Source organism: Arthrobacter sp. TE26545, assembly GCF_056279005.1.
Genome location: NZ_JBWBQM010000001.1, coordinates 3,755,333 through 3,775,789 on the forward strand (window position 1 = coordinate 3,755,333; position 20,457 = coordinate 3,775,789).

Annotated in this window: 20 protein-coding genes; 5 read left to right on the forward strand and 15 right to left on the reverse strand. The window is 66.2% G+C overall.

Annotated elements, in window-relative coordinates; genetic code table 11:
* Positions 1-15 precede the first annotated feature (15 nt).
* The gene (locus ACZ9CK_RS17075; protein ID WP_426300609.1) at positions 16-660 is read left to right on the forward strand and encodes a LysE family translocator; all 645 of its coding nucleotides are present in this window, start codon (positions 16-18) and stop codon (positions 658-660) included.
* A 29-nt stretch (positions 661-689) separates the two neighbouring features.
* On the opposite strand, the gene ACZ9CK_RS17080 is transcribed toward ACZ9CK_RS17075, so the two are convergent.
* The 3 genes from ACZ9CK_RS17080 to ACZ9CK_RS17090 all read right to left on the reverse strand — a co-directional run bounded on the left by ACZ9CK_RS17080 (position 690) and on the right by ACZ9CK_RS17090 (position 2,666).
* Complete coding sequence (locus ACZ9CK_RS17080; RefSeq protein ID WP_426300611.1) at positions 690-1,172, reverse strand: SRPBCC family protein; 483 nt, start codon at positions 1,170-1,172, stop codon at positions 690-692.
* Entirely contained in the window at positions 1,169-1,507 is a 339-nt protein-coding gene (locus tag ACZ9CK_RS17085; RefSeq protein WP_426300613.1) for an ArsR/SmtB family transcription factor, read from the reverse strand. The genes ACZ9CK_RS17080 and ACZ9CK_RS17085 overlap by 4 nt, the downstream gene beginning before the upstream one ends.
* A gap of 160 nt (positions 1,508-1,667) precedes the next feature.
* A complete protein-coding gene (locus ACZ9CK_RS17090; RefSeq protein ID WP_426300615.1) occupies positions 1,668-2,666 on the reverse strand; it encodes a hypothetical protein in 999 nt (332 codons plus the stop codon).
* 220 nt (positions 2,667-2,886) lie between these two features.
* Between ACZ9CK_RS17090 and ACZ9CK_RS17095 the strand changes: the two genes are divergently transcribed.
* Complete coding sequence (locus tag ACZ9CK_RS17095; RefSeq protein WP_426300617.1) at positions 2,887-3,360, forward strand: DUF4383 domain-containing protein; 474 nt, start codon at positions 2,887-2,889, stop codon at positions 3,358-3,360.
* A 145-nt stretch (positions 3,361-3,505) separates the two neighbouring features.
* Here the strand turns inward: ACZ9CK_RS17095 and ACZ9CK_RS17100 are convergent, their stop codons facing one another.
* The 4 genes from ACZ9CK_RS17100 to ACZ9CK_RS17115 form a co-directional block, all read right to left on the reverse strand.
* Complete coding sequence (locus ACZ9CK_RS17100) at positions 3,506-3,862, reverse strand: VOC family protein (protein WP_426300619.1); 357 nt, start codon at positions 3,860-3,862, stop codon at positions 3,506-3,508.
* Positions 3,863-3,950: 88 nt separating this feature from the next.
* Positions 3,951-4,451, reverse strand: coding sequence for a DUF456 domain-containing protein (locus tag ACZ9CK_RS17105; RefSeq protein ID WP_426300621.1), 501 nt, complete (start codon positions 4,449-4,451; stop codon positions 3,951-3,953).
* Between the two features lie 116 nt (positions 4,452-4,567).
* The gene (locus ACZ9CK_RS17110) at positions 4,568-5,758 is read right to left on the reverse strand and encodes an NAD(P)-dependent malic enzyme (RefSeq protein ID WP_426300623.1); all 1,191 of its coding nucleotides are present in this window, start codon (positions 5,756-5,758) and stop codon (positions 4,568-4,570) included.
* A gap of 278 nt (positions 5,759-6,036) precedes the next feature.
* Positions 6,037-6,705 (reverse strand): TetR/AcrR family transcriptional regulator, encoded by a 669-nt coding sequence (locus ACZ9CK_RS17115; protein WP_426300625.1) that lies wholly within the window; start codon positions 6,703-6,705, stop codon positions 6,037-6,039.
* A 180-nt stretch (positions 6,706-6,885) separates the two neighbouring features.
* Here ACZ9CK_RS17115 and ACZ9CK_RS17120 point away from each other — a divergent pair, with 180 nt between their 5' ends.
* Positions 6,886-9,102, forward strand: coding sequence for an FG-GAP repeat domain-containing protein (locus ACZ9CK_RS17120; protein ID WP_476050562.1), 2,217 nt, complete (start codon positions 6,886-6,888; stop codon positions 9,100-9,102).
* Between the two features lie 20 nt (positions 9,103-9,122).
* Here ACZ9CK_RS17120 and ACZ9CK_RS17125 read toward each other — a convergent pair whose 3' ends face one another.
* Complete coding sequence (locus ACZ9CK_RS17125; RefSeq protein ID WP_476050563.1) at positions 9,123-10,451, reverse strand: MFS transporter; 1,329 nt, start codon at positions 10,449-10,451, stop codon at positions 9,123-9,125.
* Between the two features lie 86 nt (positions 10,452-10,537).
* Here ACZ9CK_RS17125 and rraA point away from each other — a divergent pair, with 86 nt between their 5' ends.
* The gene (rraA, locus tag ACZ9CK_RS17130; protein WP_476050564.1) at positions 10,538-11,011 is read left to right on the forward strand and encodes a ribonuclease E activity regulator RraA; all 474 of its coding nucleotides are present in this window, start codon (positions 10,538-10,540) and stop codon (positions 11,009-11,011) included.
* Positions 11,012-11,111: 100 nt separating this feature from the next.
* Positions 11,112-12,764, forward strand: coding sequence for an MDR family MFS transporter (locus ACZ9CK_RS17135; RefSeq protein WP_476050565.1), 1,653 nt, complete (start codon positions 11,112-11,114; stop codon positions 12,762-12,764).
* A 78-nt stretch (positions 12,765-12,842) separates the two neighbouring features.
* Here ACZ9CK_RS17135 and ACZ9CK_RS17140 read toward each other — a convergent pair whose 3' ends face one another.
* From ACZ9CK_RS17140 to ACZ9CK_RS17170, 7 genes are all read right to left on the reverse strand, one after another.
* On the reverse strand, positions 12,843-14,291 hold the full coding sequence (locus ACZ9CK_RS17140) for an aromatic amino acid lyase (protein WP_476050566.1): 1,449 nt from the start codon (positions 14,289-14,291) through the stop codon (positions 12,843-12,845).
* Between the two features lie 88 nt (positions 14,292-14,379).
* Entirely contained in the window at positions 14,380-16,122 is a 1,743-nt protein-coding gene (locus ACZ9CK_RS17145) for a urocanate hydratase (protein WP_476050567.1), read from the reverse strand.
* Between the two features lie 32 nt (positions 16,123-16,154).
* Complete coding sequence (locus tag ACZ9CK_RS17150) at positions 16,155-17,066, reverse strand: ABC transporter substrate-binding protein (protein WP_426300639.1); 912 nt, start codon at positions 17,064-17,066, stop codon at positions 16,155-16,157.
* A 99-nt stretch (positions 17,067-17,165) separates the two neighbouring features.
* On the reverse strand, positions 17,166-17,918 hold the full coding sequence (locus tag ACZ9CK_RS17155) for an ABC transporter permease (RefSeq protein WP_426300641.1): 753 nt from the start codon (positions 17,916-17,918) through the stop codon (positions 17,166-17,168).
* Positions 17,879-18,529 (reverse strand): ABC transporter permease, encoded by a 651-nt coding sequence (locus ACZ9CK_RS17160; protein WP_426300643.1) that lies wholly within the window; start codon positions 18,527-18,529, stop codon positions 17,879-17,881. Before ACZ9CK_RS17160 ends, ACZ9CK_RS17155 begins: the two co-directional genes overlap by 40 nt.
* Positions 18,526-19,635: an ABC transporter ATP-binding protein gene (locus tag ACZ9CK_RS17165; RefSeq protein ID WP_476050568.1), complete on the reverse strand. Its 1,110-nt coding sequence runs from the start codon at positions 19,633-19,635 to the stop codon at positions 18,526-18,528. Before ACZ9CK_RS17165 ends, ACZ9CK_RS17160 begins: the two co-directional genes overlap by 4 nt.
* A complete protein-coding gene (locus ACZ9CK_RS17170; RefSeq protein WP_426300647.1) occupies positions 19,632-20,378 on the reverse strand; it encodes an IclR family transcriptional regulator in 747 nt (248 codons plus the stop codon). The genes ACZ9CK_RS17165 and ACZ9CK_RS17170 overlap by 4 nt, the downstream gene beginning before the upstream one ends.
* Positions 20,379-20,457 lie beyond the last annotated feature (79 nt).

Sequence of the window (20,457 nt, forward strand, 5' to 3'; positions counted from 1 at the left end):
AACCCAGGAGCCACCATGAACCCCCAGCTCTTCCTTGCCTTCACGATCGTTGCGGTCACCCTGGCCTGCACCCCCGGCGTGGACTGGGCATACTCGATTTCGGCCGGGCTGCGGCAGCGCAGTTTCATCCCCGCGGTGGCCGGACTATGCAGCGGCTACGTGGTGCACACGGCATTGATGGCGCTCGGCCTGGCGGCACTGCTGGCCGGCATCCCCGGACTCCTCGGCTGGCTGACAGTGGCCGGCGCGGCCTACCTGCTGTGGCTGGGCATCAGCACCCTCCGCTCCTGGCGCGGCGCGCGCTTCAGCGCGGATGACGCCGTCGGGCAGTCCCGGAACCAGCTCCGCAGCTTCCTGCTGGGCATGGGCACCAGCGGCATCAACCCGAAGGGCCTGCTGTTCTTCCTGGCACTGGTGCCGCAGTTCGTCAGCCCGGACGCGCCGCTGCCGGTTCCCGTGCAGTCCGGGCTGCTGGGCCTGACCTTCGTGATACTGGCGGGCCTCGTCTACACGGGCGTGGCGCTGGCGTCCCGCAGGCTGCTGCATTCGCGGCCCGCGGCGGCCCGGGTGGTGACGCTGGCGAGCGGCATCGTGATGGTGGGGCTCGGCGTCGTGCTGCTGGCCGAGCAGCTCATCCCGCTCGTGACCCGGACCGCCTGAGCCGCCCCCGGCTTTCCATGCCGAGCGGGCTACACCCGCTGGCTGGCCAGGAGCCCGTCGAGCCGTTCGTAGCCTTCGATCACGCCGTAGTTCATGCCGCTGGCCACAGCCATGTCGCGGGCTTCGACCGTGGGGTAGACGTCGTGGATGGAGATCCGGCTGCGGCCGCCGCCCAGGTCCTCGAACCTCGTGGTGCCGATGCCCACCTCGCCGGGGGCCCCGGAGAATTCGAAGGTCATGATGAGCAGCTTGGCTGGCTCCACCGCGTGGAAGACACCGCTGAAGCTGAACTCGTAGCCCTCGCTGCTGGCGCCGTCGAAGCTCCAGCGGCCGCCCACCCTGGTGTCGTAGCGGATGTTCTCCACCTTGTCCTCCCGCGGGCCCAGCCACTGGACCATCAGCTCGGGCTCGACGTGGGCACGGTAGACGGCGTCAACCGGGGCGTCGAATTCCCGGACCGTATCAACGAACGGAACGCCGGGCTCGGCAGTGATGTTGGTTGGATTGCTCATTGTTCTCCACTCCTTGGAGTCTGCGCGGACCTTGGAATCCGCTCGGAGGCCTGGCTTTCCAGCAGGGCGTCCAGCCTCCGGTAACGCCCTTCCGCTTGGAGCCGGTACTGGTCGATCCACGCCGTGAGCCGCTCCAGGGCCGCCGCGTCCAAATGGACCGGGCGCCGCTGGGCGTCGCGTGAACGAGTGACCAGGCCGGCCTGCTCCAGGACCTGGATGTGCTTGGACACGGCCTGTTTGGTGATCGCGAACGGTTCGGCGAGTTCGTTGACCGTGGCGTCGCCCCGCGACAGCCTGGCCACGATGTTCCGCCGGACCGGATCCGCGAGCGCCATGAAGGCCCTATCTAGTAGAGCCGTGTCGAGCGGGTCCTGGTGTGGCACTTCCTACCTCTTACTCAACCAACTAGTTGATCAACCAACTAGTTGACTAAAGAATAGACCCGCCCCGTCCGGTGCACAAGGGTCCGTTCCCAAGATGTCGGTACCAGGGCCGTCAATCCCCGCCGAGGTCCTTCCAGTCCTGCTCCCAGAGCCGGCGCATCTCGGCGTCCTTGCGGATCATGCCGCCCTCCAGCGCGCCGCTCCTGCTGGTACCGCCGTGGGGCAGGGCGCCCCCGTTCCGCCTCGAGCCGGGTAGCAGAGCCCGCCGGCCGGCGTCGAACGCCAACAGCGCACGGTCGGTGAGGGCGTCGTTGCGCAGGGAGAGGCTGGTCTTCCGCCGCCGCAGCACTTCGGACAGCGCAGACTGCGCGGCGCCGGATTCGCCCAGCGCGCGGAGGGACCCTGCCCGGAGGAGCAGCAGGGCGGCGGAAAGGTCGTCCGCGTTTTCCAGGCCTTCGGTCCAGCCGACGACGTCGCGGTGCCGGCCGAGTGCCGACGCCGCCATGCAGCGGGCCAAGGCAGCCGGGAGAGACGGCGGCAGGCTGGCCAGTGCGTCCAGGGCGGCGTCCATCCGGCCGGCTTCCCGCATGCAGTGCGAAAGGGCCAGGAACACCGACTCCTCGCTGAAGAGCACCTGCACTTCGACCCGCTCGGCAACCTCGACCGTGCTGACCACCCGGCCAAGGTACGCGGCGGAGAACTGGCTGGCGGCGTCGTCGATCCTGGTTGAGATGCCCAGCCGCAGGAGCTCTGCCGCACGCAGGTAGCTGCCGTGCTTGTAGGCGAGAAGGCCGGCCAGGACCTGGCAGAGGCCGGCCCATCCGGGGTTGGCCCTGGCCAGGAGTAGGAGGCGTTCGGGCTCGGTGCCGGTGAAGACCGCGGCATGCATGGCCTTCGCGGTGCGGCTGGAGAAGCGCTTGAGCGGAGGCACCTCCCCTGCCACGGACAGCCGGTCGGCGCTCCGCCTGTGCAGCACTCCCGAAACGGCACCGCCGACGCTGTCGGCAAGGCCGCGGGCCGGGGTACGGACGCGGGCGCGGCGGAACGGGGTGAGGTCCCGGGTGTCGCGGTACACGCCGTGGTCCGGGGGAACGGGGTACCCGGCAGTCATCTGTCCATGCTATCTGCGGTGCGGACTCCCGTCCTGCCCCTGCCGGCCTCGGCATGGCCCACGCCCGGGTCCGCTGCCGCAGGGCCGCCGGCCGGGGCTTACCCTCTATTTCCCGGGTTATCGGGAGTAAACTATGGACGTCGGCAGGGTTCCGACAGCTCCTTGCCGCGAAACGGCCGGCCACTTGGCCGGCCGGTACAAAATGTGGTTGGGAGGAGTTATGACCACCGCTTCACACCCGGCACAACACCACCATGTGATGGGACTCTCGCTGCACAACACGGCGCTGGGTTTGGGCTGGGTATTCCTGGTCGTTGGTGTCCTTGGATTCATCCCGGGCATCACGAGCAACTACGGCGCCATGACCTTTGCTGGGCATGAGTCGGGCGCCATGCTTCTTGGAATCTTCCAAGTGTCAATTCTGCACAACATCGTCCATATGCTGTTCGGTGCGGTCGGCCTGTACATGGCCAGGACCTCCAGGATGGCACGCGGGTTCCTGGTCGGCGGCGGCATCGTCTACCTGGTCCTGTGGATCTACGGTCTCGTGATCGGTGCGGACTCAATGGCCAACTTTGTGCCGCTCAACACCGCCGACAACTGGCTGCACCTGGTGCTCGGTGTCGTAATGGTTGCTGTGGGCCTGTGGCTCGGCCGTGATGCCAGAGAGGAGATGAAGGGCCGCGCCATGTAGCGCCCCTTCCACTTCGGAAATAACCACTAGATCGAAAACGACGACGGCGGCCGTTCCCTTCACGGGGCGGCCGCCGCTTTGCTGCCCGGCGCCGCTGCTCTGCGCCGCTGCTCTGCGCCGGGCCGCCGTCGTGCGCGGGGCCTGCCTAGGAGGAAACCAGACAGAACGGATGGCCGGCGGGATCGAGGTAGACCCTGAAAGTCTCCGTCCCGTAGCCCTGTTTCCGCGCGCCGAGGGCGAGGGCCTTCTCCTCCGCCTCGTCCAGGTTGCCGACCAGTACGTCCACGTGCATCTGCTGGGGGTGCTCGGCGGACGGCCATTGCGGCGGAGTCAGCTTGTCGACCCGTTGGAAGGCAACCGCCGGACGGTCGGCGGCGTCGCCGATGGTGATCCAATCGGCGTCGCCCTCCACCCGCTGCATTCCGAGCAGTTCCTGATAGAAGAGGGCCATCGGCTCGATGTCTTCACAGTCGATTACCAGTGCATGGAATTTTCCAATCATGCGCCCGACTATGCCCCACCGGATGCAGCGGCAGCCATGGGTATGCGGACAGCTGCAGTCCGCATACCCGAAGTGCATTCAGGCGCTGTCAGTTGAGCGCGGCCACCCAGACGCCGATCGCCCAGGTGCTGGCCGCGAGGCAGGCCAGGCCGAATTCGGCCAGAATGCCCAGTCCGGTGGCCTTCAGTGCGGCGAGGCTCGAGCTCACCGCGGTCTTGAACTCGCGGGTGCGCAACAGCTCGCTCAGCAGGAGCCCGACGCCGAAGCCCACGAAAAGGCCCACCACCGGGATCACGAACATCCCCGCAATGGCTAGGACGATCCCGATAAGCACGGAGCGGTTGGGGATGCCGTGCTGCTTGAGTTTCCGTCCCGTGAGGATAGCGCTGGAGGCCATGCCCACGGCCACGAGCGTCAGCCCGATGCCGAACACCACCCAGCCCGTAGCCCCGGCGCCACCCCAGAGCGCCCAGGCGAGCAGGCTCGCAGCAACCAGGATACTTCCGGGCAGCACCGGGATGATTGTTCCGGCCACGCCGACGGCGATGGCCAGGCCGCACAGAATCGTCACGATGGTTTCAGCGGTCATACCTCGAGCCTACGCGGAGCGCCGGGCGCTCTTCCGCCGCGGTGCTTCGGAAGCAAAACGACGGCGGCGCTCCCCAGCACGGGAGCGCCGCCGTCGTTGGCTTTTTGCCGCAGGAACTATTCCGCGGCGGCGGCCACGGCCGCGGTGACAGCCAGGGCCACACGGGCATCCAGCGGGCTCGGCACGATGTAGTCGGCGGAGAGTTCTTCCTCAGCGAGTTCGGCGATGGCGCGGGCCGCGGCCAACTTCATGGCGGGCGTGATGCGGCGGGCGCCGGCATCCAAAGCTCCGCGGAAGATGCCCGGGAACGCCAGGACGTTGTTGATCTGGTTCGGGAAGTCGCTGCGGCCCGTGGCCACGACGGCGGCATACTTGGACGCGACCTCGGGCAGGACCTCCGGGTCCGGGTTGGACAGTGCGAAAACGATGGAGTCTTCGGCCATGAGCTTGAGGTGCTCTTCGTCCAGCTTGGAGGAGGAGACCCCGACGAACACGTCGGCACCCTGCAGGGCCTCGCCCGGTCCGCCGCTGACGCCGCGCGGGTTGGTCCGCTGCGCCATCTGGGCCTTCTTGCTGACGGGATCCGCGGCGATGTCGGCGCGGACGGTGTTGATGGCGCCCTTCGAGTCGAGCAGGATGACGTCCTCGACGCCGGCGGTCAGCAGGATTTCAGCGACGGCGATGCCGGCGGCACCGGCTCCGGAAACAACCACCTTCAGGTCCCTGAGTTCGCGCTTGGTCACCTTGGCGGCGTTTGTCAGGGCGGCAAGGACCACGACGGCGGTGCCGTGCTGGTCGTCGTGCATCACCGGGCAGTCGAGTGCCTCGATGAGGCGCTCTTCGAGCTCGAAGCAGCGCGGGGCCGAGATGTCTTCGAGGTTCACGGCACCGAAGCTGGGGCGGAGACGAACGAGGGTTTCGATGATCTCGTCAACGTCCGTGGTGTTGAGGACCAGCGGGATGGAGTCGAGGTCGCCGAAGGACTTGAACAGGGCGGACTTGCCCTCCATGACGGGCAGGGAAGCGCTGGGGCCGATGTTGCCGAGGCCCAGGACGGCGGTGCCGTCGCTGACGACCACCACGAGGCGCTCGGCCCAGGTGTGGGTGCGGGCAAGTTCCGGCTTGGCATGGATTGCCCGGCTGACCTGGGCGACACCCGGGGTGTAGGCGATGGAAAGATCGCGCTTGTCGTTCAGCGGAACGGTGCTGGACACGGAGAGTTTGCCGCCCTCGTGCGCAGTGAAAATCTCTTCTTCGCTCAGGACGAGCGCCGCTTCTTTGCCGGCGTCGATGGTTTCGATAGACACGTCGTTGTCTCCTCAGGCTAGCCGTGGACCCGCTGGGCGGTCCGGCACAAATATGGGCGTTCGAGGAGCGTTGGTTCGGGCCAAGGGTGGCTGGACCGGGCTGCACATCTCCTGCAGGTTGGGCCGCTGGCCGCGTCGGTTCTGCAATGGTAGGCAAGCCGCGGGGGTGCTGATGACCGCTGCCAGGGCAGCGCGCCCTGATAAAACGTTTACCCGGCAGAGGTTGTGACTCACATCACGCCAAATGACGGCTTTTTAGCCTCGGTGGTCTAGACCGGTTACAGGGATTTCGGGGTTTCGGCGAGCAGGGAGCAGGCGTTCTTGAGGTCTTTTTCCGCGTCGAACAGCGAGAGCCGGCGGCAGCGGACCAACTGGACCAGACCACTGACCGTATGCAGCAGGATCCGGGCCCGGCCGGCGTCGTTGTTCACTGACACGACCAAAGCCTCGGCCAGCGCGTCGACCTCGCGCAGCAGTTCCGGGATGTCGCCGTCCCAGCTGTCCGAACTGCGGGTCAGGCAGTGCTCGACGGCGGGCTGCATCACCCGCAGGTGGAAGATCTCCATGAGGAGGCCGGTCAATGCGTTCCGCAGGCCGAGTGGGGGCTGGCTGTCGCGTGCCAACTGGTCGCGGCGCTTTTCGCGTCCGAGCCGCGCCGCCTTCGCTTGCCCGCTGCCAAGTTCGCGCAGCTGCTGCCGATAGACGGCAAGCATCAGGTGTGCGGGCGACGGGAAGTAGCGGTAGAGGGTGCCCAGCGGGACATGTGCCTGCAGGGCGACGTCGGAGAGGCTGACGGTATCGAATTGCCGCTGCGTGAATCCAGCGGCGGCCTTCAGGATCCGGGCATAGCGGAGCTGCTGCCTTGGGGTGGTGGGGGCGGCGGCCATCCGCGGCAACCCCGCTGCAAGGTCCAGCGAATACGGTTCCAGGTAGTTTTCTTCGGGCATATCCGGTGATCTGTGTGGCGGCGCCGTGCGGCATCCTACGTGACTAGTAGATGTTACGGCAGCAAGGTGGGAGTTGTCTGGGAGCGGTTTGGGAGACCTCCTGCGGAACCGGCGCCGGGACGGATGTTGGCAGGGGCAGGACCCGGCAGTATCCTCAGGTGATCGGGCCGCGTCCGGCCCATGCTTATTGGGGGAATTATGGCGTTCGGCGCTGCTCTTTTTCGTCGGCTTTTTCGTTGTTTGGGCATCTGCGTTTCTGCGGTGCTCGCGGCTGTGATCCTGGTGCCGGCGGGCCCCGCCGCGGCGGTGGAGGCCAGGCCCCAACTGCTTTCCATTGGGCGGACCTCGCCCGCGGTGATCACTCCGGGAAACAACGCGACCTTCGCGTTCAAGACTTCGGCGCCGGTGACGAGCGTGGAAATCACATTGGCCGACATGACCGGGGCCCGGTATGCCCGCTGGACCGGCGGTACGCCGGCGACAGAAGGCACAGTCAGCATGGCAATCGATGCCGAGAGTTGGCCCAGCGGCGACGTCAAGGCGTACTCCGTGGAGATCAGGGGAGACGGCGGAAGTGCCAACTATTTCCGGGGTTTTGCCCACCCGTCAACTGAAGAATTCAATCGCCTGGGATTTGCAGTCAACAACCCTCTCGTCGCTTTTGAAGAACCGGCCGTAATCTCGTTGGCTCCGGCGGCGGAAACAGTCATCCCCGGGCAGACCGCCGCGGTGAATTTCACACTGTCACAGGCGGCCAGTGATATCCGGTTCACCTACCTGGATCAATCCTTGGTGAAGGGCCTGGAGCTTAGCTGGAGTGGTTCCGTGCCCAAAGGACCATTCAGTGGCACAGCCAGCGCCTTGGCTACGGTTTCCGAAACCAACGGAAAGTACACCCTGCAAAGCATCCGCATCAGGTACTTGGGCACCCGCGCAACGGTCATTTACTTTCGCGACAAGCCGGTCGAACGGACCGCCACGCCAGCGCCGTCACCGGTTCCCCCGCTCGACTTCAGCCGGGGCACTTTCTCGGTCAACAACCCGGCGATACCGCTGCAGTCGCAGGCCAACATTGCACCACCATCCATTTCCGGTCGGGTCGTCTTTCCGACCTCAGATCTTTCGGCCAATGCCGGAACCTGGCAGGTTGAGCCCAGCGGGTACCGATACCAATGGTTCCGCAACGGTGTTCCTATTTTCGGCGCAATCGAACAGGCCTATTCGTCGCAGTACTATCTCGATGCCGGGAGCAGGATTTCCGTTCAGGTCACTGCCCTCAGCCCTGGCAGGCTCGCCGCGAGGGCGACGTCGGCTCCGGTGGGACCAATGCCACGGGACATCACTGTCTTCAATGAAGAGATCACCGGCGACGCATCCGTCGGCGGCATCATCTCCGCCAAGGTCGGCCAGGTCAGCTCCTATCCAGAGGGTGGGGTGCCGTCCTTCAAGTACGTCTGGAAGAGGGACGGCACACCGATCCGGGGAGCTACGCAGCGTAGCTACGTCATCGCGGCGGCTGACAAGGGCCGGAAGGTGACGGTGGACATCCTTGTCATGGTCGGCGGGTGGACGAAGGTTGTTCCAGTCGCGCTGAAGCCACGGATCGCCAATAGAGAAAAGACCAAAGGCCTCAACGGGGACAACACCATGGATGTCTTTGCCCGTGACAAGGCGGGAACGCTCTACCTCTATCCCACGAATGGCCGTGGCTCGTGGCTGCCACGGCAACGCATCGGCGGGGGCTGGAACATCTACAACGCGCTCGTGTCAGCCGGCGATTTCAACGGCGACGGCAAGAACGACGTCATTGCCCGGGATCGGCAGGGCCGCCTGTTCCTCTACCCGGGCAACGGGAAGGGTGGGATTCCCACCAAAGTCCAGATCGGCACAGGGTGGAACATCCACCGCAACATCATTGCCCCGGGGGACTTCGACGGCGACGGCTTCAACGACATCATTGCGAGGGACACCTCCAACACCGTTTGGCTCTACCCCGGCAACGGACGGGGCGGCTGGTTGAAACGCAAAGTCATCAGCAGGGGTTGGTGGGACTTCGACCTCATCGTGGCCCCGGGGAAGTTCAGGGGAGGCAACGAGAACAATGTCATGGTCAGGGACCGCTGGGGAAATCTCATGCTCCTGACAAGCACCGGCACGGGACACTTCGGGGCCGGAACGCCGAATTTCTACACTGCCACCTTTGTGGGCTGGGAAGTCTTTTCCCGGATCTGTGCCTCCGGAGACTTCAACGGCGACGGCAAGGTGGACGTGTACGGCATTAACCGCACCGGAGACATGTGGATGTACTTCGGCAGCGGTGACCCCACCAATGTGGCCGACTTTAAGGGCCGCGCCTTCGTCGGCGGCGGCTGGAACCAGTTCACCGCAGTCTTCTGACCGCGGCTCCTACAAAAGAACTACGCCACGCTCTTGATCTTCACCACGAACACCGCACCCAGCAGTCCGATCACCGCCGCGGCCACATAGAGGGACACGTAGCCGCCCAGGTAGGTGACGAACGGGAAGGCGATCAGCGGTGCGATCACCTGCGGCAGGGAGTTGGCCACGTTGATCACGCCGAGGTCCCGGCCGCGGTCCAGCGCTGTGGGCAGGACTTGGGTGATGAGCGCGAAGTCCACGGCCAGGTATGCGCCGAAACCGACGCCGAGCACCACCGCACCGGTGATGGCGCCGGCCCAAGTGGGGGCGAAACCAAGGATGAGGCTCGCCACGGCGATCACCACGGAGGACACGATCACGAGAGGCTTCCGCTTGCCCATGCGGTCGCTCAGGGCGCCGCCCACCACGCTGGTGATGATCACCATCACCGCGTACAGGCCGGTGAGGATCAGCACGCCGAACTCCGGCGCGATGCCCTGCGTCTGTTCCAGGTGCACGGCGTCCTTGAGGAAGAACAGCAGGTACAGGGTGACCATGTGGTTGCCGATATTGACCAGCAGCCGGGTCAGCCACGCCCACGCGAAGTCCGGGTACTTCACCGGCGACACCCAGAAGCCCTTCGCAAACGCCGCCAGGCTGAAGGGCGGGCGGGCGGCGGGAGCCAGCGGGGCGTCGTCGCTCTTGAACAGATAAAGCACGACGCCGGCGAGCAGCGCCGCTGCGCACACCAGGTATCCGGCGGCAAAGTTCCCCGCGACCACCGAGGCGATCACCGCACCGAGCAGGATGCCCACCGTCTGGCCCATGGCGGCGAGGCCGCCCACCGTGCCGCGCTGCGGCACCGGAACGCGGTCCGGAATGGCCGCTGTGACGGCGGCGTAAGCTCCGTTGCACCCGGCCTGGACCAGGCACCAGAGGATCGTCATGACCGCCACGTTCGGCGCACCCGCCAGGCCCACCAGCGCCACGGCGCCTAGAACCGCACCGACCAGGACCCAGGGCACGCGGCGGCCGAAGCGGGAGGCCGTGCGGTCGCTGAAGGCACCGAACAGCGGGTTCGCCACGAGGGAAACCGCGGCACCGCAGCCGGTGACGAGGGCGAGGATCGCTTCCTTCTGGCCTTCGTCGAAATGGATGGCCTGCTGGCCGAGCAGCACCTGGATGGGCCCGAAGAAGGCGGCGTTGATGCCCAGGTTGACCAGCACGACTCCGGTGATCCACAGCGCCCGGACGCGGTCCACCGGTTCGGCGAGCGCCGTCGTCGTGCCACCTGCCGAAGCGGCAGGATCCGGCACCGGGCGCTCGGGCAGGGAACCGGGTAATCCGGTCAGATCGCTCGGACTCATGGTGGTTCCCCCTGGCTTGTAACGGTGTTGATTCAGCCTATCCCTGCCGCCTCTCCCGGGACGGGCAACGGGGTTAGTGTTGCTGCATGAACGAAATCCTGAGCACCGCCGATCTCTACGACGAGCGCGGTGATGAACTCGCCTCCATCCCGCTGCAGTTCCAGGACCTGGGCGGCCGCAGCAGTTTCAGCGGCCCCGTCCGCACGGTGAAATGCTTCGAGGACAACGCACTGGTGAAGACCGTGCTCGGCACCCCCGGCGACGGCGCGGTGCTGGTGGTGGACGGCAATGGTTCGCTGCGCACGGCACTCATGGGGGACATGATCGCCGAAAGCGCCGTGGCGAACGGCTGGGCCGGCGTCGTCATCAACGGCGCCATCCGGGACCGGCTGGCCCTGGCGAAGCTGCCTTTCGGCATCAAGGCCCTGGGCAGCAACCCGAAGAAGAGCACCAAAACGGGCCGCGGCGAAGTGGACGTCCCCGTGGTGATCGACGGAGTGCATATCGAGCCCGGGAACATGATCTACTGCGACCCCGACGGGATCCTCGTGGAGCCTTAACCGGAACTCCCGGCTAGGCGGGGAATACAACGTCATTTAGGATAGTTACTGAAAGCAACTATCCGTTGCGCTCCCCCGCCCGCCTTTTCCTGGAGGACCGATGTCCAAATCCACCCCTGTCCGGGCCCCCGGCGAAATCCTGACCCACCGCCAGACCTTGACCGTCATGGTGGGCCTCATGCTCGGCATGTTCCTGTCCTCGCTGGACCAGACCATCGTGTCGACGTCGATCTACACCATCGCGAACGACCTCGACGGCCTCTCCCTGCAGGCCTGGGCCACCACGGCCTACCTCATCACCTCGACGGTGAGCACCCCGCTGTACGGCAAGCTCAGCGACATCTTCGGCCGCCGCCCGCTGTACCTGGCCGCGATCCTCATCTTCCTGGCGGGCTCGCTCTACGCCGGATCCGTGCATTCCATGGCCGAACTGGCCGTGGCCCGCGGCATCCAGGGCATGGGCGCCGGCGGCCTGCTGGCGCTGGCCCTGACCATTATCGGCGACATCGTGGCGCTCAAGGACCGTGCCAAGTACCAGGGCTACTTCATGTCCGTCTTCGGTGTTTCCTCCGTGCTGGGCCCGGTGATCGGCGGCGCCTTTGCCGGTACGTCCAACATCCTGGGCTTCGACGGCTGGCGCTGGGTGTTCTTCATCAACCTGCCCATCGGCCTGGCCGCCCTGGCCGTGGTCTTCCTGTACCTGCACCTGCCGCCGCGGCACGTGAAGCAAAAGATCGACTACTGGGGCGCAGCGGCCATCACGCTGGCGATCGTGCCGCTGCTGCTCGTCGCCGAACAGGGCCGCAGCTGGGGCTGGAACTCCCCCGCTTCCTGGCTTTGCTACGGCCTGGGAGTGGTGGGCATCGTCCTCTTCCTGCTCGCCGAGCGGCGCGCCGGCGACTATGCGCTGATCCCCCTGCGCCTGTTCCGCAACGCCACTTTCGGCCTGTCCTCGCTGCTGAACTTCATCATCGGCATCGGCATGTTCGGCGCCATCGCGATGCTGCCGATGTACCTGCAGCTGGTCAAGGGCCTCACCCCCACCGAGGCCGGGCTCATGATGATCACCTTCACGGTGGGCATCCTCGGCGGTTCCATCACCGCCGGGCGCACCATCTCGTCGTCGGGCACGTACCGGATCTTCCCGATCCTCGGCACGGCGACCCTGACGGCGGCCGCCGTCGTCATGGGACTGTCGCTGGGCGTGGACACGGGCCTCTGGGTTCCCGGCCTGATCGCGGTGTTCTTCGGCATGGGGCTGGGCTTCTGCATGCAGCCGCTCACCCTGGCCATGCAGGTTTCGGTGCCGGCGAAAGACATGGGCGTGGGAACCTCGACGGCGGCGTTCTTCCGCTCCATGGGCGGCGCGGTGGGCACGGCCGTGTTCATCTCGATGCTGTTCAGCCAGGCAGCGGACCGCATCGCCGACGGCATGAAGACCGCCGCAGGCAGCGCCAACTATCTCAGGGTGCTCAAGGACCCGGCAGTAGCCGCGGATCCAGCCAACGCCAAGCTGTACGACTTCTTCAAGAACGGGGCGTCCAACGACTCCCTCAACGACACCAGCTGGCTGCATTCGGCCAACCCGGTGCTGACCCGGCCGATCACCGAAGGCTTTGCCCAGGCGATCGACGTCGTGATGCTCACTGCCGCCGGGCTGACGCTGCTGGCGTTCCTGGTCAGCTTCGCGCTGCCCAACAAGAAGCTGACGGACCCGAAGGCCGCGGCCAAGGAAGCTGCGCCGGCGCACTAGCAGCGCCGGCGTCGGGCCGGGATCAGTACCGGGACCTCAGTGCTGGAGGCTCAGTGCTGGAGCCTCAATGCTGGGACCTCAGTACCGGGCTGTGACCAGCCGGTGGGCTTGCTCAAGGTCCCAGCGCAGGTCCCGGTCCCGGACGTCGGAGGGCAGCGCGAATGCTGCGCGCATGACGGTTTGGAGCCGCGGGCTGGCAAACTCTTCGGGCTGCCGGCCCTGCAGCCGCAGGGCGCGGGTGGCACAGACGAGTTCGACGGCGGCAACGGTCGCCAGGGCGTCCGCCGTTGACTGCAGCTGTGCGGCAGCCACACTCGCAAAGCTTGCGTCTTCCTCGGCGCCCAGGGACAACACCACGGTTTGCAGGCTCACGGGCTGGGCATTGCTCCGGATCCGGCCCACTGCGCCGGCGGCGACATATTCCAGCATCATGACGCCGGACTGGCCGCTTCCGTCCTCTGCGAGGAAGGGATGCTGGCCGGTGTAGTTAGGCTCGCAGAGAAGGTCGATCCTGCGCAGGTGCGTGGCGCAGGCCGCGCCGATGGCCAGCTGCAGGGCATCCACACGGCGGGCGAGGTTGGTCATCTGGAAGAGGCCGTGGTGGGAGACGTCGTTGGTCCCTTCCGAGGGCGAGCCGTGGACCAGCGGGTTCTCGTTTCCGGCCGTGACAAGGCGTCGCAGCAAGGCTCCCAACGCCGCCAACTCTTCAGATTGGGATCCGAAGATCTGCGGCAGGGTCCGAAGGCAGTACGGATCCTGGATGCGGGCCGGTTCACCGCTGCCTTGGACGAGCCCATGGAACATGCGGGCCGCGTCCGCAACCGCGGGAGTGTCCGCGGCAGCAGCTACCGCCGGGCTGAAGGCTTCCGGGTTGCCGGACATCGCAGCGAAGGACAGGGCTGCCACGGACGCGGCGTTGCCAAGGAGGGTGCTCAGTTCCTGATGCGCGAGGACCGCCTGGGCGATGGTCAGGGCGCTGGAACTGATGAACGGGAGGGCGTCGGCGGTCGCCCAGCCATCCAGGAGGACGGGTGCTTTTCCTCCCCCGAGGGGCTCCCGTTCGCCGAGCATCGTCAGCGCCGTGCCGGCGAGGGCAGGAAGGTCTGCGGTGCCGATCCCGCCGAACTCGCGGACCTCGGGGACGGCACCGGAGTTGAGGAGCGCAACGAGGGCCTCGGCGATGGCAGGGTTGATCCCCGACCCGCCGGCCGCCAGCTGGGACAGCCTGACGACCAGCATGGCGCGGACGGTCCTGCGGTCCAGCGGCCTGCCGGCATCCACGGCATGGCTGCGCAGCAGCTTGAGTCCGTGGGTATCCCCACCCCCGGCTTCCGTCAGCGAAACGGTCCGGTTGGCGCCCACACCGGTGGAACGTCCGTAGACCGGGCGGCGCAGCGCCGTGGCCACCGCTGACTCCCGGGATTCGGTCATCCGCACCAGCGCTTCCGGAGCCAGGCTGACTTGTTCGCCTTCGGCCACCGAAACGATGTCCGCCAAGTCCAACTGCCGGCCGTCGATCGCGATCATGGAAGGGTCCCTTTCGGTGCGGGAAACCCCGGCGGCCGGTAAGTCCGGCCACCGGGGCTCACTTGTGTAGAGGCTACTGCTTGCGGGCTTACTTGCTGGTGTTCGCTGCAGCTTCGTTCATGGGGATGCGGACGCCGCGCTCGGCGGCGACCTCGACGGCGCGCTCGTAGCCGGCGTCGACGTGGCGGATGACGCCCATGCCGGGGTCATTGGTCAGCAGCCGCTCGAGCTTCTCGGCCGCGAGCTCGGTGCCGTCGGCCACGGAGACCTGGCCGGTATGGATCGAGCGGCCGATGCCCACGCCGCCGCCGTGGTGGATGGACACCCAGGTCGCACCCGAGGACGCGGCGGTCAGGGCGTTCAGCAAAGGCCAGTCCGCGATCGCGTCCGAGCCGTCCTTCATGGCCTCGGTCTCCCGGTACGGGGAGGCCACGGAGCCGGAGTCCAGGTGGTCACGGCCGATCACGATCGGTGCCTTGACCTTGCCCTCGGCGACGAGCTTGTTGAACAGCAGCCCGGCCTTGTGGCGTTCGCCGTAGCCCAGCCAGCAGATACGTGCCGGCAGGCCCTCGAACTCGACCCGTTCCTGGGCGGCGTCGATCCACTTGTGCAGGTGCTTGTTCTCCGGGAACAGCTCCTTGATCGCTTCGTCGGTGACGCGGATGTCCTCCGGGTCCCCGGACAGGGCCACCCAGCGGAACGGGCCCAGGCCCTCGCAGAACAGCGGCCGGATGTAGGCCGGCACGAAGCCGGGGAACTCGAACGCACGCCCGTAACCGCCCTTGCGCGCCTCATCCCGGATGGAGTTGCCGTAATCGAAGACCTCGGCCCCGGCATCCTGGAACTCGACCATGGCCTGCACGTGCCGGGCCATGGACGCCTGGGCCTTCTTCGTGAACCCTTCCGGATCCGCGGCGGCCTCGGTGTGCCATTCCTCCACGGTGATGCCCTCGGGCAGGTACGACAGTGGATCATGTGCACTGGTCTGGTCGGTCACGACGTCAATGGTCAGCTCGCCTGCCTGGTGGCGGCGCAGCAGCTCGGGGAAGACCTCCGCAGCGTTGCCGACGTAGCCCACGGACCAGCCGCGCCGCTCAGCCTTGGCCTTGCTCACCTTGGCGATCGCGGCATCCAGGTCGGTCTCGACCTCGTCCAGGTAACGCTTGCCGACACGGCGGCGCAGCCGGGACTCATCCACGTCCACGATCAGGCAGGCCCCGTCGTTCAGGGTCACGGCCAGCGGCTGGGCCCCGCCCATGCCCCCGCACCCGCCGGTCAGGGTCAGGGTCCCGGCCAGCGGTCCTTCGGTGGAGCCTTCCGCGGCCGGTGCCGGGTGGCGGCCTTCGGCGGCGAGCTTGTTCCCGACCGCGGCGAAGGTTTCGTACGTGCCCTGCAGGATGCCCTGGGTGCCGATATAGATCCAGGAACCGGCCGTCATCTGCCCGTACATCATCAGGCCCTCGGCCTCCAGGCGCCGGAACTCCGGCCACGTCGCCCAATCGCCCACCAGGTTGGAGTTGGCGATCAGCACCCGCGGAGCCCACTTGTTGGTACGGAACACACCCACCGGCTTACCGGACTGGACCAGCAAGGTCTCGTCCTCTTCCATGTCCTTCAAGGTCTCCGAGATCGCATCGAACGCCTTCCAGGACCGGGCGGCACGGCCCGTGCCACCGTAAACCACGAGATCCTCGGGGTGCTCGGCAACCTCCGGGTCCAGGTTGTTCATCAGCATGCGCAACGGCGCTTCGGTCTGCCAGCTCTTCGCGGACAGCTCAGTACCGCGGGGCGCCTTGACCGGACGCGTCCCGGTGGTGAAATCTGCAGTCATTTCTTTTCTTCCTCTACAGCAAGCGAGTGGGATCAGCCCAGGTTCTTGGACTTGAGCCATTCCTTGGCGATTTCACCGATGTCTTCGAACTTGGCCACCCGGCCGTTCATCGTGATGAGGTCTTCGGTGGTCAGCGCTGCGGACACCTTGTTCAGGGTTTCCTTGACGGTGTCCGTGGACTTCTTTGCGTTGATGACCGGCACGATGTTCTCGGACAGGAAAAGGTTCTTGTTGTCTTCGAGGGCAACCAGGTTGTTGTCCTTCAGCGCCGGGTCGGTGCTGAACAGGTCGGCAACCTGGACCTGGCCGGAAAGCAGGGCATTCAGCGTCAGCGGCCCACCGGCGTCGAGCGCTGAAAATTCCTTGAACTCAAGTCCGTAGACGGACTTCAGCCCCGCGACGCCGTTCAGGCGGGTCTTCCACTCCGGCGGCCCGCCCAGAACGAGTTCCTTGGCCACGGGCTTGATGTCTTCGATGGTCTTCAGCTTGTACTTGTCGGCAGTTTCCTTCTTGACCGCCAGGACGTCCTTGTCCTCCGCGTCGGATGCGGTAAGGAGGGTCAGTCCCGAGGGGATCTTCGTGGCGAGGTCCTTGGTGACCTCCTCCGAAGTGACCGCCTTGGTGGCGGAGTCGAGGTACTGCAGGAGCGCGCCACCGTACTCGGGCATGAGGTCGATGGAACCGTCCTTGAGGGCGGGAATGGTGACTTCGCGGCTGCCGATGCTCGGCTTCTCCGTGACCTGGATGCCCTTGGCCTTCAGTGCCTCGGCGTAGATCTTGGCGATCAACTGGCTTTCCGGGAAGTCAGCCGAGCCGACGATGATGCTGTCGCCCGAACCTCCTGCCGGCGTGCTTGACGAGCTCATGGGGTCCCCGCCGCCGCAGGCGCTCAGGGTGATGGCGGCGACTGCCGCGAGGGTGAAGCCTGTCAGGTACTTCTTCATGTCAACTCTCCTGGAACGGCGCTGCGAGGGCATGCAGCGGCCAAGTGGGGTGGGTGGGAGGTGAAACTTGCGCGCCGGAAGGACGGCGCCGGGTGTTGTTCAGACCGTGACGGGGGTCTTCACGGCTTCGGCGGCGGAGGCCGATTTGATGGTGCGCCGCGTCAGTCCTGGTGAAACGACACGGCGGGTGATGAAAGCGAGGAGCTGGTCGAAGAACAGTGCCAGCAAGGCGACCAGCACGGCGCCGGCAACCATTTGGCTGTAGTCGTTCTGGGCCTTGCCGTCGATCAGCAGACGGCCCAGGCCGCCGAGCGAAATGTACGCGGCGATGGTCGCCGTCGAGATGATCTGCAGCAGCGCGCTGCGGACACCGGACAGGACGAGCGGAAGCGAGCACGGGAGCTGGACGTCGGTGAGGATCTTCATGGTGCGGAACCCCATGCCCCTGGCGGCGTCGACGGCGGCGGCGTCCACTGCGCGGACCCCGGCGTAGGTGTTGGTCAGGATGGGCGGCACAGCTAGCAGCACCAGGACGATGAGGCTCGGAAGGATGTAGCCCATCTTCGACGGGAAGGCCGGCGAGATCAGCAGGACCAGGAGGATCAGGAGGCCGACGCTGGGCAGGGCGCGGAGCGCATTCGCCAGGCCGGCGATCAGGAACACGCCTTTGCCCGTGACGCCGATGTAGATGCCAAGCGGTACCGCGATGACTGCCGCGATGGCCAGGGCGATCAGGGAGTACAGCAGGTGCTCCCCGATCAGGGTCGGGATGCTGTCGGCTCCAGTCCAGTGCCGGGGGTCGAACAGGTAGTTCACGATGCCACCACCTTGGGGGTCCACGGTGTCAGCCACCGGTTGAGAAGGATGATCAGCCCGTCCAGGATCATGGCCAGGATGACGCAGAGCAGGATGCCGGCGATGATCGGCGTGAAGAACCGCAGCTGGAAGCCCTGGGTGAAGAGCGAACCGAGCTGGGGAATACCAAGCAACGCGGCCACGGATACCAGGCTGACGTTGGACACGGCGGCAACGCGGAGCCCTGCGCTGATGACGGGAACGCCCACGGGCAGCTCCACTTTCAGGAGGCTCTGGTAGCTGCGGTAACCCATGGCCTTGGCGGCCTGGACGGTGTCCTCGGGCACGGACTCGAGGGCATCAGCCACCACGCGCACCAGCAGCGCGACGGTGTAGATGGTCAGGGCCGCGACGATGTTCAGCGGGTCCAGGATCTTGGTGCCAAGGACCAGCGGCAGCAGGACGAACAGGGCGAGGGACGGGACCGTGTAGAGAAGGCCCGCGATGCCCACCAGCAAGGGGTAGATCCGGCGGCTCCGGTGCGCCCACCAGCCAAGGGGAAGCGCAATCAGCAGCCCGAGGACCAGCGGGATGACGGCCAGCAGGACGTGCCAGCCGAGCAGGAAGACGATGTTGTCGAACTGGCGGCCGAGCCATTCAATGTTCATCGCGCCGTCTCCAGGTGGGGTTCGGCTTCGATGGCCTTGACGACGTCGGTCGCGGTGACGGTGCCGATCAGCTTTCCCTCCTCGTTGACCACCACACCGCGGCGGCTGGGCGAGGAGAGGGCGGCGTCGAGCAGCTGGCGCATGGTTCCGGACGCCGCTGCGGCGATGCCACTGAGGTTCAGGTGCTCGCGCTTCAGCTCGCCGCCGGCGATCTGCTCCGGCTGGGCCCAGCCGAGGGGCTTGCGGCCGCCGTCGACCACCAGCACCCAGGCACCCGTGGCCTTGGCTCGGGCTTCCTCCGCGGAGGCGCCGAGCTGGACTACGGCTTCTTCTCCGATGGCCACGGCGCCGGCTGTCTTCGTGAAACCGAGGGAACGGTAGCCGCGGTCCCGGCCCACGAAGTCCGCCACGAACTCATCAGCGGGCGAGGTAAGCAGTTCCGACGGGGAGGCCATCTGGGCCAGCTTGCCGCCGACCCGCATCACCGCAACCTGGTCGCCGAGCTTGAGGGCTTCGTCGATGTCGTGCGTGACCATGATGATGGTCTTGCCGATCTCGCGCTGCAGGCGAAGGAACTCGTCCTGCAGTTGTCCGCGGACCACGGGGTCCACGGCGCTGAAGGGCTCATCCATCAGCATGAATGCCGGGTCCGACGCCAGCGCACGGGCAACACCGACGCGCTGCTGCTGGCCGCCGGAAAGCTGCCATGGGTAGCGCTTGGCGAAGCTGGCCGGCAGGCCGACGCGCTCAATCAGCTCGAGGGCCTTGCTGCGGGCCTTCTGCCGGCTCTCGCCCAGCAGTACGGGCATGGTGGCCACGTTGTCCACGATCGTGCGGTGCGGGAAAAGGCCGGCGTGCTGGATGACGTATCCGATCCTGCGCCGGAGCAACGCAGCATCCATGCCGGAGGTGGGCTGGTCATCGAGATAGATGGTCCCGCTGGTGGGCTCGATGAGGCGGTTGATCATCCTCAAGGAGGTGGTCTTTCCGCAGCCGGAGGGACCGACCAGGATGGTCAGCTTGCCAGTAGGTGCCTCGAGGTTCAGGCCGTCGACGGCGACCGTCCCGTCCGGGTACGCCTTGGTGACATTTTCAAACTTGATCATTTCTTTTCCATGCTTTCGTGGGGCGCTTCATGGTTTTCTGCGGGTTCTTCGAGAATGTGGCCTGCCACCTTCACCAGCTCCTCGCCAAAGGCCTGGGCCTTCGCTTCGTCCAGTCGGTAGCTGGGTACGACGATGCTGAGGGCCGCAACGGTCCGGCCACCGATAACGATCGGGGCGGCAACCGCCGTGACGTCGTCTTCCACACCGCTGCGCACGATGGCGTAGCCACGGCCGTTCTGCCCGCCGGTCAGGATCTTGCCGGCGGCGGAGCCTTCCAGCGGAATGCTCCTGCCGACCCAACTGGCGTGCCGCACGGAGCGGGTACCTTCGACGATGGCGATGTAGATGCCGGTCTCCCCAGGACCGGGAATGCTCAGGTAGCAGGACTCGCCGGTTTCGGCCACAAGCAGCTTCATGTGCGGCGTGCAGATTGATACGAGGGATTCCTGCCCCAACGCCAGGGCGCCCAGCTGGATGATGCTGGCCCCGGGACGGAAGTTGCCTCCCGGGTCCCGGGTCACGAAGCCGCTGCCTTCCAAGGTGCGGAGGAGGCGGAGCGCGGTGCTGGCCGACAAATCAACGACGCGTGCGGCGTCACTCAGGCTGATGGACCCATCCGTGCAGACAGCGCTGAGGAGGGCCAGCGCCCTTTCGACTGTCCGGGTGGAGGAATCTGCTGCCAACTGCCTGACCTGCTTTCGAGTGGTCTGGATCACCATGTCTTGCCATTCAGTAAAAACCACTTTTCACAGCATGGCAAGAGCTTTCGCTTTATTTCGTGAGATTCCGGGATCTGAGACGTCCCACGACACCGCGCGGTAT